The sequence below is a fragment of the Pseudomonas sp. FP1154 genome (assembly GCF_030687245.1).
GTDB classification, from domain to species: Bacteria; Pseudomonadota; Gammaproteobacteria; order Pseudomonadales; family Pseudomonadaceae; genus Aquipseudomonas; species Aquipseudomonas rhizophila.
On record NZ_CP117465.1, the window covers coordinates 4,706,040 to 4,721,475 of the forward strand.

13 protein-coding genes are annotated in these 15,436 nt (G+C 59.8%); 4 read left to right on the plus strand and 9 right to left on the minus strand.

Going from position 1 to position 15,436, the window contains the following annotated elements; genetic code table 11:
* Positions 1–132: 132 nt before the first annotated feature.
* A complete protein-coding gene (locus PSH91_RS21165) occupies positions 133–2,508 on the minus strand; it encodes a hypothetical protein (protein ID WP_305466675.1) in 2,376 nt (791 codons plus the stop codon).
* Between the two features lie 881 nt (positions 2,509–3,389).
* Here PSH91_RS21165 and PSH91_RS21170 point away from each other — a divergent pair.
* A complete protein-coding gene (locus PSH91_RS21170) occupies positions 3,390–3,755 on the plus strand; it encodes a DUF6124 family protein (protein ID WP_076383670.1) in 366 nt (121 codons plus the stop codon).
* Between the two features lie 125 nt (positions 3,756–3,880).
* The gene (locus PSH91_RS21175) at positions 3,881–5,248 is read left to right on the plus strand and encodes a Fic family protein (RefSeq protein ID WP_231990620.1); all 1,368 of its coding nucleotides are present in this window, start codon (positions 3,881–3,883) and stop codon (positions 5,246–5,248) included.
* A 52-nt stretch (positions 5,249–5,300) separates the two neighbouring features.
* On the opposite strand, the gene PSH91_RS21180 is transcribed toward PSH91_RS21175, so the two are convergent.
* The 3 genes from PSH91_RS21180 to PSH91_RS21190 all read right to left on the minus strand — a co-directional run bounded on the left by PSH91_RS21180 (position 5,301) and on the right by PSH91_RS21190 (position 8,485).
* A complete protein-coding gene (locus PSH91_RS21180; protein WP_305466677.1) occupies positions 5,301–5,696 on the minus strand; it encodes a hypothetical protein in 396 nt (131 codons plus the stop codon).
* Positions 5,632–5,964: a hypothetical protein gene (locus PSH91_RS21185; protein ID WP_305466678.1), complete on the minus strand. Its 333-nt coding sequence runs from the start codon at positions 5,962–5,964 to the stop codon at positions 5,632–5,634. The genes PSH91_RS21180 and PSH91_RS21185 overlap by 65 nt, the downstream gene beginning before the upstream one ends.
* A gap of 73 nt (positions 5,965–6,037) precedes the next feature.
* Positions 6,038–8,485: a hypothetical protein gene (locus tag PSH91_RS21190; protein ID WP_305466680.1), complete on the minus strand. Its 2,448-nt coding sequence runs from the start codon at positions 8,483–8,485 to the stop codon at positions 6,038–6,040.
* A 467-nt stretch (positions 8,486–8,952) separates the two neighbouring features.
* Here PSH91_RS21190 and PSH91_RS21195 point away from each other — a divergent pair, with 467 nt between their 5' ends.
* Entirely contained in the window at positions 8,953–9,318 is a 366-nt protein-coding gene (locus tag PSH91_RS21195) for a DUF6124 family protein (RefSeq protein ID WP_173406608.1), read from the plus strand.
* Between the two features lie 233 nt (positions 9,319–9,551).
* Here PSH91_RS21195 and PSH91_RS21200 read toward each other — a convergent pair whose 3' ends face one another.
* Together PSH91_RS21200 and PSH91_RS21205 are read right to left on the minus strand one after the other, a co-directional pair.
* The gene (locus PSH91_RS21200) at positions 9,552–9,911 is read right to left on the minus strand and encodes a PilZ domain-containing protein (protein ID WP_160893282.1); all 360 of its coding nucleotides are present in this window, start codon (positions 9,909–9,911) and stop codon (positions 9,552–9,554) included.
* Positions 9,912–10,205: 294 nt separating this feature from the next.
* On the minus strand, positions 10,206–10,580 hold the full coding sequence (locus tag PSH91_RS21205; RefSeq protein ID WP_047227106.1) for a tol-pal system YbgF family protein: 375 nt from the start codon (positions 10,578–10,580) through the stop codon (positions 10,206–10,208).
* Between the two features lie 355 nt (positions 10,581–10,935).
* Between PSH91_RS21205 and pyk the strand changes: the two genes are divergently transcribed.
* Positions 10,936–12,387: a pyruvate kinase gene (gene pyk / locus PSH91_RS21210; protein ID WP_047227107.1), complete on the plus strand. Its 1,452-nt coding sequence runs from the start codon at positions 10,936–10,938 to the stop codon at positions 12,385–12,387.
* A 211-nt stretch (positions 12,388–12,598) separates the two neighbouring features.
* Here the strand turns inward: pyk and PSH91_RS21215 are convergent, their stop codons facing one another.
* The 3 genes from PSH91_RS21215 to PSH91_RS21225 are packed head-to-tail and all read right to left on the minus strand — an operon-like array spanning position 12,599 to position 15,411.
* Entirely contained in the window at positions 12,599–13,348 is a 750-nt protein-coding gene (locus PSH91_RS21215) for an enoyl-CoA hydratase-related protein (RefSeq protein ID WP_047227108.1), read from the minus strand.
* 28 nt (positions 13,349–13,376) lie between these two features.
* Positions 13,377–14,312, minus strand: a complete 936-nt coding sequence (locus PSH91_RS21220) for an iron-sulfur-binding ferredoxin reductase (protein ID WP_173406604.1) — start codon at positions 14,310–14,312, stop codon at positions 13,377–13,379.
* On the minus strand, positions 14,305–15,411 hold the full coding sequence (locus PSH91_RS21225) for a diguanylate cyclase (protein WP_047227128.1): 1,107 nt from the start codon (positions 15,409–15,411) through the stop codon (positions 14,305–14,307). Before PSH91_RS21225 ends, PSH91_RS21220 begins: the two co-directional genes overlap by 8 nt.
* Positions 15,412–15,436: the final 25 nt, after the last annotated feature.

A 15,436-nucleotide genomic window follows, 5' to 3' on the forward strand; every position in this document is an offset into this window, starting at 1 on the left:
GGACGAGTCCTCGAATTCGATAACGGCCCGAAGCGGCCCGACGAAGCCGTCAGGCCGAGCGTTTGCTTAACGTGATTTGGCGCTTGAGAGCCCAAGCCGTCTACTGTCAGAACCGACAGGTTCCATGACCGTCTATCGGGAGTTGGGCGCCTGGGTCGGGCTGCTGGGCGGCTGGACTTCAAAGCGCCCGCTCTCAACCCAATCGGAGGCCGTCGCGCCGTCCGCCGTGTCGGTGATGGTTTGCCTGAACCGGCACCAGTGGCCGCCAGCGGCCAACGATTGCGACGCCCCGCCCTGCCAACCACCCGCTTCGACGTTGAGATCCGAAGCCCACACCTGATCCGGATTGAACCAGCTCACCACTTGCCCAACACCCGGTCTTCCCTCGCCTTCGAACCGGACCGGGTTGTCGACCCAACCTCCGGCCACGGGCACGTCGATGGAAGGCTGATAGGTGCCCAGCACCACCGACCGCGCCGGCGAATCGGCGGAATCAAAACCCTCGCTCGACGCCACGGCCATCAGGCCGTAGAGGCCGCCGGGTTGATCGAACTCCACCGTCACCGACCAGGTGCGATCCTCCAGTACCGGGCTACTGCCCAGCACCGCATGCGTGGCTTCTCCCAGTTTTACCGTCACGGTATCGCCCGGTACACCGAAACCCGACACCACCACGCGCCGGCCGATGGGCTCGTCGGTGGCCGGGGTTTCAATGAACGGGGCAGCAGGCACGACGTTAAAGGTCAGCGGCGCAGTGTCCCTGGAGGGCCGACCTTCGAAGCGTTGCCGGGCTACAATCGTGGTTTCGCCTACCGGCAGGGTCACGTCAGCACTCCAGCCGTCGGCGCCCACAAAAACATCTTCGATCAACGGCTCACTTGCGCCCTGGAGCCAGATATCAACCCGCCCGCCCTGCATGCCTGTGCCAGACAACGTCATGCTGCGCGACAGGTTGCCGCCCGGCTGCGGCACGTCAAACTCCGGTGGCAACACCACCACCTCGAACCTCAGGGTTTCACTGCGCTCGGACGGCTCCCCACGCAGGGTCTGTTGCGCGTCGATGGTGTAGGGACGAAACTCCAGCACGGGCAACTCGACGGACCATTCGCCGTCGGCGGTCAGCACTTTGGGATCGCCCAGCTCCGTTTGAAATTGCGCGTCACGCACTTGCATCGACGCCTCGGCCATACCATCACGCCCACGGACGGTCAGCACGCGACCGACCTCGGCACTGGGAGCGGGATACGTGATCACCGGTTTGCGCATGGGTGTGGCAACCGTGAAGGTCCTTTGCGCTGGCGGTGAGGGTTGCTGGGCGGCGGTCTGGATCAGGGTCGCGGTGTGGGTGACCTCGGGGGCAAACGGCTCGGTGCGCCGGAAACTCCAGGTGCCGTTGTTGTTCTCGATGGGGTGTTCGGTGGCGCTGTCACTGAATGTGAGTGTCAGCACCGCCTCCGGCCAGCAAGTGCCACTGAGGTTGGGCGAGAGACCATTTTCCACCGGCACGTTCATGACCGGTGCCAGCGGTGGGATGGTGACCTCGATTTCCTGCCAGGTTGGCGATTCCTGACCATCCTTGAATTGTCTGATTTTAACCTGGCGCTCGAACGTCGGCCCCCACTCCGCTGAGGCGGGGCTCGACCACACACCGCCGGACACCGTCCTTTCGGGGGCCGCTGGTGAGTCGTCGGGATTCAGAATCTTCACCGTCGCACCGTTGAAACCTTTACCCGAGAACACGGGCCGGTAGACCGGTGTGTAGGTGATATCGGTCGGGTCTGGAAGTCTCAGGTTGACCGGGAACGTGTACGGCTGCGAGTCAATCCAGCCATTGTCACCGTCGGGAAACCGCTGGACAGCCTTCACGCTGTAAGAACCAAATGGCCAATTTGTTGCGGTTGTGTTCCAGCTGCCTCCGTTCACCGGTACAGGGCCTGGCGCTGGGGCATCAGGCCCGCTGACGACCGTGATCTGGACAGTTGAACCGGTGTAGCCGCTGCCTTCGAACTTCACCGAGGTGTCTGTCGGCGTGGTGACGGTGACGGCGGTCAACTTGGGGGGGCGCACCTTAAACGCCTGGGCAGTACTCAGTCCCGACGGGATGGTCTGATAGGTTTGCTCCGCCACCAACGAAATCGTCCCTGGCCGCACTTGCACGTCGACATTCCAGGAACCGTTCGCCTCTACCCTGCCTGGAGGACCGACCGGATCACCGATGACATCGAGCCGTACTTCGACGCTGGCGCCCGGCCTCCCGTGTGTTCCGTATACAGTGAAACCCATCTCTTGAATGGCGGTGGACGCGGTGATGACCGGTGGCCCCATCACTTCGAAAGATAAGTAATTGGTGTAACTGAGAACCGGGCTGCTCTGCACTTTGTATTCGGCCCGCACCGTATAAGTTTTACTGGACAATGGCACCGATGGCCTGACTTCCCATGTTGTCTCTGGCCCTACGGCAGTCATCGAAGCCAATTCAGTTGTGCCGTCGAGTACTCTGATGCCCATGCCGGGATCAATCGGAGTTTCACCCGGAAAGCAAACCCCTCCGAAAACAACCTGAGCGGGATTCAAAAAACCGGCCGATTGGGGCTTGGTGAGGGTGGTTGGACGCCTGACAACGGTCTTTGGCCGCGTTATTCCATGTGCAGTTTGGGCGGCGACGTACCTTAAGTCCGACTCGTTTCGCATGGCGGCGTGCACCGTCCAGCTACCGTCACTATTGACATCGTAACCCGCGCCCAGGCTCTCGGCCGTGCTGGCATCCAGAATCATTACGCCAATGCCGGGTCTGGCGCCGACACCTGAAACAAGAAATGTTGATTCTGGGATATAACCCGACGGAGACAAGATTTGAAACGCAGGATCATGAGTCTCCATGTCCTGTGTGTTTTCGCCAGACTCGTCGTTTTCAGTATCGTCGTCAGTGTCCATGACGCACTCCGTAGTTTCTGGTTAACAGGCTGGCGATATGACTAGTTCGGTCATGGGCTCATTGAATATCCATCTCGCGAATCTAAACACCTGTTAGTTCTGACAGTACCGACGAGTGGCGGGGGAGCCGGCGCCAGAAAATACGGGTGACTACAGCGCCTTGCGCAACGGACTACAGATCCGCCAGAATCCGCCGGCTTGTGTGCCTTGGTCTTGCCCCGTAATTTGATTCGCGTCGCTGACAACCAGCGATCGGGTTTAGTCGCCCGGTAATGAAGTGATGTGCACAAGCGTCATCCAGTCGGGCTCCCCTATCCCCGCACTTGATGGTGGCTGTTCGCAGGGCGCTCTCGGGCGCGCCGGTTTCACTTCTCACCGGTCGACTAACCTGCGTCCAGCCGCCACCCATCGTTTAGTCGCGAATCGGGTGGCAGCGCTATCAAAGAGAAGTGAATATGATCAAGCCAACACCCAATCCCCCGAAAACCGACTCACAACCGGCCCACAAAACCCTCGACACCAAAAAGCTCGACGAAGCCGCGCAAAAAGCCCTGGACCACTACCTCAAGCCCAACGCGGACAAACCGGACAAACCCGAACGACAACTCGACTACTTCATCGTCGCCCCCGACGCCGACCCCGAAGGCATGCTCGCCCACACCTACGAAACCTTCTGCTCGGTAAGCACGCTGATTCTGGATTTATCGGAAGATCTGGAAGGCGCCCCACGCAACCTGGCCCTGGCGATTCACCAGATGGGCGAGATGGGCGTGTTGTTGCTGGAGAAGTTGCTGGATAACGAGACGAAGGTTCAGCGCTAAGGCAGCTCTGAAGCTGCCGAAGGCTCGGGCCGCGTTCGGACGATCTTTCGTTCAGGACTCAATCGTCTGGAAAAAGATCGCAGCCTCGTTGCACTCGGCAGCTCCAAGTGTCCCAATTGGGGAACGTGCTGATTAAACAATCTTGGGTTTCCGCACAAAAATCCGCAAAAGCACCGGAAATCATCTATCGTACGACATCACTAAACCAAGCAAATACGGGCGCTATCAGCCGTTTTATTTTCCGCAGAAATTTCCGCAGAAATCACCAAACAAATAGCCGTTTGTGTTCTCTGGAAGCAAAAAAAATGATTATCTCGAAAACGTACCTTGACCCAGTACTGCCAGAAAACCTGCCCGACTCGATCATTCAGGCCGCCGATCAGTTGCCGCGTAAGGCAGAATTTCTTGCCGGACGGCTCGCCGATGAGACATCGAAGCAATTGGCGGGCCTGTTGCGCATCACCAATACCTACTACTCGAATCTGATCGAAGGGCATCGAACTGAGATCGCTGACCTGCAGGCTGCGCGCACAATACCGAAACGAGAAAGAAAGGAGCTCAAAGAGCTTGCCGTGCAACACATGACGCAGCAGGAGGTGATGGAGCGGGTGCTTCGAATGCGCCCAACAGATAGCTTCTGCGCTATGTTCGATCCCAAGTTGATCGCGACCATCCATCGTCGGCTGTTCAAGGACGCTTCAATCGAGGAACTGACCTTAGGCGATGGTCGTATGATGGAAGCAGGCAGATTGCGGGCAGAAGAGAATGAGCAAGTCCAGGTTGGCGCACATGTCGCTCCAGCTGCCGCAGCTGTATTGCCCATGCTTGAGCATCTGCAACAGCATTACGGACGAATAAAGGATCCGCGGCGCCAATTGATCGCTGCCCTGGCAGCCCATCACCGAGTGGCGCTTGTCCACCCCTTCCTTGATGGTAATGGTCGAGTGATTCGGATGCTCACCCATCTGCAACTTGTTCACCTTGGGCTAAAACCTTTCCTCTGGTCACTGTCTCGTGGCCTGGCTCGCCGGCAAGATGAGTACTATCGCTTCCTGGCCTTGGCTGATCGCCCTCGCGAGGGTGACTATGACGGGCGCGGACAACTCTCACAGCGTCACTACTTCAACTTCATCGAGTTCATGCTCGATGTCTGCCACGACCAGATTGAATACATGACGACGTCGCTAAACCCAGCCAGGCTGCGCGAGCAGGTTGTTCATGTGTTTTCAACCGATCCCGACCTTCGCCGTGCCGGTATCAGACCCACCAGTGCAGCTGCGGTGTTGGCTCTTCTCACCCAAGGTGCGATGCCGCGTGCAGAGTTCAAGGTGTTCACGGGTTTGAAGGATCGGCTTGCAACGGAAGAGCTGGGCCGCTTGATCGAAGCGGGGATAGTGGTCAGCAGTACCCCCAAATCCCGCACGGTAGAAGTGGGTCTGCCTGCACGCTTCGCCGGATTGATCTTTGCGAACCTGCATTTCCAAATGGGTTGAGTTGTGGCGGTGACTCAATGTGTTGCTGCTGGATAACGAGACCGCCTGGCAACTAATGAGGCCGAACCTCAAAGCGCCCGCTCTCGACCCAATCGGAGGCCGTCGCGCCGTCTGCCGTGTCGGTGATGATCTGCCTGAACCGGCACCAGTGGCCGCCAGCGGCCAGCGATTGCGACGCCCCGCCCTGCCAACCACCCGCTTCGACGTTGAGATCCGAAGCCCAGACTTGATCCGGATTGAACCAGCTCACCACTTGCCCAACACCTGGTCTTCCCTCGCCTTCGAAGCGAACCGGGTTGTCGACCCAACCTCCGACCACGGGCACGTCGATGGAAGGCTGATAGGTGCCCAGTACCACCGACCGCGCCGGCGAATCGGCGGAATCAAAACCCTCGCTCGACGCCACGGCCATCAGGCCGTAGAGGCCGCCGGGTTGATCGAACTCCACCGTCACCGACCAGGTGCGATCCTCCAGCCACCGGGCTACTGCCCAGCACCGCATGCGTGGCGTCTCCCAGTTTTACCGTCACGGTATCGCCCGGCACACCGAAACCCGACACCACCACACGCCGGCCGATGGGCTCGTCGGTGGCCGGGGTTTCAATGAACGGGGCAGCAGGCACGACGTTGAAGGTCAGCGGCGCAGTGTCCTTGGAGGGCCGACCTTCGAAGCGTTGCCGGGCCACAATCGTGGTTTCGCCTACCGGTAGGGTCACGTCAGCACTCCAGCCATCGGCGCCCACAAAAACATCTTCGATCAACGGCTCGCTTGCACCCTGGAGCCAGATATCAACCCACCCGCCCTGCATGCCTGTGCCAGACAACGTCATGCTGCGCGGGCAGGTTGCCGCCCGGCTGCGGCACGTCAAACTCCGGTGGCAACACCACCACCTCGAACCTCAGGGTTTCACTGCGCTCGGACGGCTCCCCACGCAGGGTCTGTTGCGCGTCGATGGTGTAGGGACGAAACTCCAGCACGGGCAACTCGACGGACCATTCGCCGTCGGCGGTCAGCACTTTGGGATCGCCCAGCTCCGTTTGAAATTGCGCGTCACGCACTTGCATCGACGCCTCGGCCATACCATCACGCCCACGGACGGTCAGCACGCGACCGACCTCGGCACTGGGAGCGGGATACGTGATCACCGGTTTGCGCATGGGTGTGGCAACCGTGAAGGTCCTTTGCGCTGGCGGTGAGGGTTGCTGGGCGGCGGTCTGGATCAGGGTCGCGGTGTGGGTGACCTCGGGGGCAAACGGCTCGGTGCGCCGGAAACTCCAGGTGCCGTTGTTGTTCTCGATGGGGTGTTCGGTGGCGCTGTCACTGAATGTGAGTGTCAGCACCGCCTCCGGCCAGCAAGTGCCACTGAGGTTGGGCGAGAGACCATTTTCCACCGGCACGTTCATGACCGGTGCCAGCGGTGGGATGGTGACCTCGATTTCCTGCCAGGTTGGCGATTCCTGACCATCCTTGAATTGTCTGATTTTAACCTGGCGCTCGAACGTCGGCCCCCACTCCGCTGAGGCGGGGCTCGACCACACACCGCCGGACACCGTCCTTTCGGGGGCCGCTGGTGAGTCGTCGGGATTCAGAATCTTCACCGTCGCACCGTTGAAACCTTTACCCGAGAACACGGGCCGGTAGACCGGTGTGTAGGTGATATCGGTCGGGTCTGGAAGTCTCAGGTTGACCGGGAACGTGTACGGCTGCGAGTCAATCCAGCCATTGTCACCGTCGGGAAACCGCTGGACAGCCTTCACGCTGTAAGAACCAAATGGCCAATTTGTTGCGGTTGTGTTCCAGCTGCCTCCATTCACCGGTACAGGGCCCGGCGCAGGGGCATCGGGCCCGCTGACAACCGTGATCTGGACGGTTGAACCGGTGTAGCCGCTGCCTTCGAACTTCACCGAGGTGTCCGTCGGCGTGGTGACGGTGACGTCGGTCAACTTGGGGGGGCGCACTTTAAACGCCTGGGCAGTACTCAGTCCCGACGGGACGGTTTGATAGGTTTGCTCCGCCACCAACGAAATCGTCCCTGGCGGTACTTCAACCCTGGCATTCCAGGAGCCATTCGACGCTACTGTGCCTTGGCCGACCGGTCTACCGATAACATCGAGCCTCACTTCGACGCTGGCGCCCTCTATTCCATCTCTTCCATATACCGTGAAACTCATCTCCTTATTGGCTGTGGACCGGGTGATGCTCGGTTTACCCAAAACAGTGAAGGAACGGTGTTCCTCGGTATATCTAATGGGTCCGCTCCCCGACTGATAGGCAGCCTGTGCTAACCAGGGTCCATTGGCCAGGAGCTTGCCCCGGGCCTCCCACGTTTTCTCGGTGTTGACGGAGACTCTTTCAGACAGCTCAGTGCCGGCGTTAGGGAAAACCGCCCAAATTTGATTGCCTGGAGCTCCTCGCCCCTTGAAGACAAGCTCGTCGGCGCGCACGATGGCGTTCGCTGCGGGCTCTGTCAGTGTCGTCGAGGCCCGGTAAATGGTCTTCTGATTCGATTTAGCGGATGTCGCGGTATCTACTTTTTGTATCGCGTAATAGGTCAGAGTATCCAACCCGCTCGGCATGTCGAATATGGCGGTCCAGCTACCATCGATCTTGATTTCGGCAGCACGCAAAAGACCATCGCCGTCAGCATTATGAACAGTGATCCAGCCGACACCATGTATGCCACCGTACCCTGTAACAGTGATTGATGCCGTGGCGATCTCACCCGACGGGCCTGTGATGGTAGGAGCGCTGGGCACAAACCTATAGGTTTTATCAGCATAGATATGAGGATCGTCCCCGAGGTATATGTCATACACGTACTCAAACCATACCTCTACAAAACTGGCATTTCCCTGCACCTCTAAAGTCGCGTTTATTTCATGCCATTTCCCGTCTTGAATCCCGTTATCGCTAGTTAGCTCGCGCCAACCCGTATCGGCTGCCGACTTAAGTTTGATGTAAACATTACCCTTGTTACGACCGTTATCTTTCGCGCTGTATTTCGGCCTCGTCAATTGAAAAGACCTGCCGTCTGCCGACCATGCATACAAGGCAGTAAAATTCGCCCAAAGAGAACCACCAATCGCCTCTAGAAACACTTCTCCCGTTAAGGAACCAGGAAATGACACATCCTCGGAATCAGGAGCATCGTCAATGTGACTGACCGCCCCCTCGTTATCATCTCCCTGCGAAGCATCTTTTGGCTCGCTTTCTTCTAAGTCGTCGCCAGCGCCCATGACTAACTCCTCAACTATTAACTGAAGCAAAAAAAGGCACTGGTTAGAAACGCCAAGAGCCTTCTTAAGCGCAGTAAATGCCAAATCAGGTTACCTAAACACCTGTTAGTTCTGACAGTACCGACGAGTGGCGGGGGCCCCGGTGCAAGAAAATTCGGGTGACTACAGCGCCTTGCGCAACGGACTACAGATCCGCCAGAATCCGCCGGCTTGTGCGCCTTGGCCTTGCCCCGTAATTTGATTCGCGTCGCTGACAACCAGCGATCGGGTTTAGTCGCCCGGTAATGAAGTGATGTGCACAAGCGTCATCCAGTCGGGCTCCCCTATCCCCGCACTTGATGGTGGCTGTTCGCAGGGCGCTCTCGGGCGCGCCGGTTTCACTTCTCACCGGTCGACTAACCTGCGTCCAGCCGCCACCCATCGTTTAGTCGCGAACCGGGTGGCAGCGCTATCAAAGAGAAGTGAATATGATCAAGCCAACTCCCAATCCCCCGAAAACCGATTCACAACCCGCTCACAAAACCCTCGACACCAAAAAGCTCGACGAAGCCGCGCAAAAAGCCCTGGACCACTACCTCAAGCCCAACGCGGACAAACCGGACAAACCCGAACGACAACTCGACTACTTCATCGTCGCCCCCGACGCCGACCCCGAAGGCATGCTCGCCCACACCTACGAAACCTTCTGCTCGGTAAGCACGCTGATTCTGGATTTATCGGAAGACCTGGAAGGCGCCCCACGCAACCTGGCCCTGGCGATTCACCAGATGGGCGAGATGGGCGTGTTGTTGCTGGAGAAGTTGCTGGATAACGAGGCGAAGGTTCAACGCTGAAGGTTAAGCCGACTGAATAATGTCGTAGATGCGATGAAGAACCTGTGGGAGCGAGCCTGCTCGCGATGGCGTACTTGAGATCGCTATCGCGAGCAGGCTCGCTCCCACACTGGGTCAGTCGGCACATTCAGCATTGATGCAAGCTGATCCACCGTTTTCGTGAACAAGCCCGCTCCCACAAGTTGGATTGAGGCAACCCCGCAAAAGTCAGGCCGATTCCTGCAGAGGCGGTTTCAAGCCGACTCCGGCAACGGATGAAAACTGAAATACTGCTGCAACGCACTCACCAATTGCCCGTACTCCGGCGGCGCCCACTTGAGGCTGAAACCGGCGTCGAAATGCTGCGGCGTCACATCTTCGTGGCACCACAGGCAACTGGCCTTCAATTCGATGTCCATCTGCGGTCCGTCATCGCTAGGGATCTTGAGGTGCAGATTAAAGTCCGCGCCGACCATCAGCGGCAAATGGCTGATCAGCATCAGGCCATCCTCAGAGACGTTGCCCAGAAAGCCGATGGGCTTGTCGTTTATACCGTTGAACACGCGCAGGAAATACGGCAGCTGATGCCGCTCGATTCGCCTCTTTTTGTACATGTCCTGTATCGCTTTTTGAACGCCCCTCTACCAGGGGCTATCGATACTTCGGAACGGGCACGAACAGGCCCGCTCTCCCCGATCCCGGTGCCAGACGCTTGCAAGCGCCTTGGCTCTACTTCTGCCGGTCACAGGTGCCTCTTGAATTAGAGACCTGGCTCTAATCACTTCTTGTACAAAATATAGCTCAAGGTTTGGCGACAGCCAGCCCCAGGACGATAGTTTCATCCTGTGCAATCGTACAAGGTGGGGGTGGCCAGGCATTGCCCCTGGCCATGATATTGACGGACGGTATCAGAGCGCGGTGGGGCGGATCACCGGGGCGCTGCGGAGCGGGTAATGGCCCAGGCTCTGCAAGGTTTCCAGCCGGGCCCGAGCGCGGAAGGCGTATTCGCTGTTAGGGTATTGGGTCATGATGAACTGGTAGGTTTGCGCCGCATCGACAAACAGCTTCTGTCGTTCCAGGCATTGGCCGCGCATCATCGAGACTTCCGGCTGCATGTAGCGCCGGGCACGGCTGGCGCGGTCGACCTTGGACAACTCGAGCATCACCTGCTCGCAATTGCCCCGCTCGTAAGCCTTGTAGGCCAGGTTCATGTGGTGGTTCATCGACCAACGGGTGCAGCCCGTGATGCTCAGGGCCAGGGCAACAAAAAGCACGAATCGCATGGGAGGTTCTCCTGTCTTGAGCTCTGTATCGACCTGGGTGGGGAAATCTTCAACCCGAAAACGCAGCTTGGCAGTGCTCTTGTGGCGAGGGGATTTATCCCCGCTGGGCTGCGCAGCAGCCCCCAAGCCAGCCACCTGGGTGTTTCAGGTTAATGTGCATCTGCCATCTTGGGGCTGCTTCGCAGCCCAGCGGGGATAAATCCCCTCGCCACAGAAGGAATGTGAAGCCGTAGAGGCGCAAAAATTTTCAGGAATGTTCATTTCGAAAAGAAACGAAAAAGTAGTGCATATGAACAATGACTACACCCAAAGAGCATAGTAGCCTTCGCTGGCGCTTGAACCTGAGGAGTCTTGCATGTCCGTCCGTCGCACCAAAATCGTCGCTACCCTTGGCCCGGCCAGTAACTCGCCGGAAGTTCTCGAACAGCTGATTCTGGCTGGCCTGGACGTTGCCCGTCTGAATTTCTCCCACGGCACCCCCGACGAGCACAAGGCTCGTGCCAAGCTGGTGCGTGACCTTGCTGCCAAGCATGGCCGTTTTGTCGCCCTGCTGGGTGACCTGCAAGGCCCGAAGATCCGTATCGCCAAATTCGCCAACAAGCGCATCGAGTTGAAGATTGGTGACACTTTCACCTTCTCCACCAGCCATCCGCTGACCGAAGGCAACCAGCAGGTGGTCGGTATCGACTACCCGGACCTGGTCAAGGATTGCGGCGTGGGCGACGAGCTGCTGCTCGACGACGGTCGCGTGGTGATGCGCGTCGACACCGCCACGGCCACCGAACTGAACTGCACCGTGACCATCGGCGGCCCGCTGTCGGACCACAAAGGCATCAACCGTCGTGGCGGTGGCCTGACGGCGCCGGCCCTGACCGAAAAAGACAAGGCCGACATCAAGCTGGCCGCGGAAATGGAAGTCGACTACCTGGCCGTGTCCTTCCCCCGCGACGCTGCTGACATGGAATACGCCCGTCAACTGCGCGACGAAGCCGGCGGCACCGCCTGGCTGGTGGCCAAGATCGAACGCGCCGAAGCCGTGGCCGACGACGAAACCCTCGACGGCCTGATCAAGGCTTCCGATGCCGTGATGGTGGCCCGTGGCGACCTAGGCGTGGAAATCGGTGACGCGGAGCTGGTGGGCATCCAGAAGAAGATCATTCTGCATGCACGCCGTCACAACAAAGCGGTGATCGTCGCGACCCAGATGATGGAGTCGATGATCCAGAACCCGATGCCGACCCGCGCCGAAGTGTCCGACGTAGCCAACGCCGTGCTCGACTACACCGACGCCGTGATGCTCTCGGCCGAAAGCGCCGCCGGCCTCTACCCGCTTGAAGCGGTGCAGGCCATGGCACGCATCTGCATCGGCGCTGAAAAGCACCCCACCAGCAAGACCTCCAGCCACCGGATCGGCAAGACCTTCGAGCGCTGCGACGAGAGTATCGCCCTGGCGACGATGTACACCGCCAACCACTTCCCGGGCGTGAAGGCGATCATCGCCCTGACCGAAAGTGGCTACACGCCGCTGATCATGTCGCGCATCCGCTCCTCGGTGCCGATCTACGCGTTCTCCCCGCACCGCGAAACCCAGGCTCGCGCGGCCATGTTCCGTGGTGTCTACACCGTGCCATTCGACCCGGCCGCCCTGCAACCGGGCGAAGTCAGCCAGGCGGCGGTGGATGAACTGGTCAAGCGCGGCGTGGTGCAAACCGGCGACTGGGTCATCCTGACCAAGGGCGACAGCTACCACACCATCGGCGGCACCAACGGGATGAAAATCCTGCACGTTGGCGACCCGATGGTCTGAGTGACCGGTTGCTGAAAACAAAAGCCCCGCCATGTGAATGGCGGGGCTTTTTGGTTTTTGCCGTCTGAAAAAGGTGTTGCCTGGGCTGACGCTATCGCGAGCAGGCTCGCTCCCACAGGGGATCGGTGGTGTGAATGAATCATGCGTCCAACACAAAACTCCATGTGGGAGCGAGCCTGCTCGCGATAGCGCCAGCCCATGCGCTACAAAATTAATGCCTGTTGATAAACCCCGACAGCGCCGCCACCGCCTCCGGCGAGCGCAGTCGCTGGGTGAATAGCCTGCCCTCCTCTTCGATCACGGCGCGCAGTTGTTCCCGATCCGGCGCCTTCATCAGTTGTTTGCTGATGCGCACCGCCTCAGCCGGCAGCGATTCGAAGCGCAGTGCCACGTCCCGCGCCTTGGCCAACGCCGCCTCGCCACTGTCCAGCGCCTCGGTGGCGATGCCCCAGGCTGCCGCCTGTTCGCCGCTCAAGCCCTCGCCCAACAGCAGCAACTGCGCAGCCCTGGCCTGGCCGAGCAACCTCGGCAGGATCAGGCTGGAGCCGAATTCCGGGCACAACCCCAGGTTGACGAACGGCGTTCGCAGCCGCGCGTCCCGGCTGACGTAGACCAGGTCGCAATGCAACAGCAACGTGGTGCCGATGCCTACCGCCGGCCCGGCCACGGCGGCGATCACCGGTTTGCGGCAATCGAGCAGGCTGAGCATGAATTCGAATACCGGGTTGTCGAGATCGGCCGGCGGCTGTTCGAGAAAGTCGACAATATCGTTGCCGGCGGTGAAGCAGTCATGGGACCCGCAGATCAGCACCGCACTGATCTGCGGGTCGGCGTCAGCCATCGCCAGGGCTTGGGCCAATTGGCTGTACATGGCCCGGGTCAGGGCGTTTTTCTTTTCCGGGCGATTGAGGCGCAGGGTCAACAGGCCGCGTTCGCGCTCAAGTAGCAGGGTGTCGGTCATGGTCGGTCTCGCGTCTGAAGATCAGCGCTCAACCACGGGTCAGGAAGACATCGGCCAGCAGTTGATTACGCGGCAGGCCAGCCAGGTAGAGGCGCTTGGCAAAGGCCTCGACCCGGTCGGGATGGCCGCAGAGTAAGGCCTGGGTTTGCCGGGAAACAAGCCGCAGTTGCGCCAACGCAGACGGCGCCTCGGCCGTGGTCAGCAGCTCCACGGTGAGGTGTTGATGCTTGGCCGCCAGCGCTGCCAGGGGTTTGGCCAGATAGTGCCCGGCGGCATCATGGGCTACGTGAATAAGACGAATCGTGCCTTGGTGATGCTGATGCAGGGCTGAGCGCAAAAGACCGAACAACGGTGCCAGGCCGGTGCCGGCCGCCAGTAGCCACAGCGGCTTATCGTGCCACTCGGGATCGTAATGCAGGGCGCCGCCGCGCAATTCACCGAGAAAAATCGGGTCGCCCGCTTTCATCTGTCGCGCCGCATTGATGAACTGGCCGGGCTCGCGGCAATCGAGGTGAAACTCCAGGAAGCGGTCTTCTTCGGGCAGGCTCGCCAGGGAATACGGACGGGCGACATCGCCGGCCCACAACACCAGGTGCTGGCCCGCCCGATAACGCAGCGCCCGCTCAGGAATAATGCGCAAGCGCAGCACGTCGGGGCTCAGCCAATCCGCGGCGGTCACCTGGGCGGCACGGCCGTCGCGTTGCGGGTCAAAGGTGTGGATCTGCACATCCTCGATCACCTGGCACTGACACGCCAGCCGCCAGCCTTGCTCGCGCTGCGCGGGGCTCAAGGCGTCGGGCCGACTGTCGCGCACGTCACCGCTCACGCACTGCACCAGGCACGCATGGCAGCTGCCGGCGCGACAACTGTAGGGCACGGCCACGCCGCCCTGATTCAACGTGTCCAGCAGATTGCTGCCCGCCGCCACCGTCCACTGCCGGTCGGCGACTTTTACTTCAGGCATCGACGTTCTCCCAGGCGGCGGCGCACTGATTGCGGCCGTCTCGCTTGGCACGGTACAAGGCCTGGTCGGCACGCTGCAATGCGTTGTCCAGATCGTCGCCGGTCTCCAGCATCGTCATGCCCACCGACAGGCTGAGGGAGCCGATCTGCAAGCCGATCAACTCGACTTCAGTAAATGCCAGGCGCAGCCGCTCGCAACAGGCCGTCAGCCGCGAGGGGTCGCAGGCCGGCAGCAGCATGACGAACTCTTCGCCACCGTAACGGGCCAGCACATCACCTTCGCGCAGGCAGGCCGTGGCGATGCTGGCGAACGCCTGAAGCACCTGATCACCGGCGGCGTGGCCGTGCAGGTCATTGATGCGTTTGAAATGGTCGAGGTCGATCAGGGCCAGGCCATGGGCAACATTGGGCCGGAGTGTGTTGAGCTCACGGGACGCCAGGCGCAGGAAGTGCCGGCGGTTGAATAAGCCGGTCAGTTCATCCGTGGCCACCAGATCTTCGAGCTGACGCATCATGCCGCGCAGGGTGTCCTGATGCGCCTGCAAGGCAAACCGCCGCTGACGCATGCGTTGGCGCGAGTTCTGTACGTAACTGGCATAGAGCACCAGCCACACCAGCACGATAAACAGCACGCACACCTGTAACGCGGCCAGCGTGGGGTCAGGAAGCCTGAAGAAGTAACCGTCCCAGAGGGTAATGGCGGTGAAACTGAAAAACACCAGCATCGCGCAGCGCACGAAAGCCCGACGGGACAAGTGGAACAGCCCGAACAGCAGGATCAGCACATAGAACACCAGGAACACGCCCCGAGCCTGGTCCAGATGCGCCATCATCCAGGTCTGCCAGCCCAGGCCGATCAGTACCTGTATTTCAGTAAGACTGGGGTCGGCGAACCGCAGATTGCGGTCGGTGATAAACAGCGCGAACAGCCCTGCCTGGCACAACACCACCAACACGCTGCCGATGATGACATCGCGCAACGAATCGAGGTAATGACCACTGAAATATGCCAACCACAACAACACCAGTGCCAGCGCGTAAGTCGCGGCCGCCAAGGCGAAGCGTTTCAGCAAAAGACGTTGAATGGCGTTATGGGTCAATCGTTGACTCACCATGGGAAAGGAA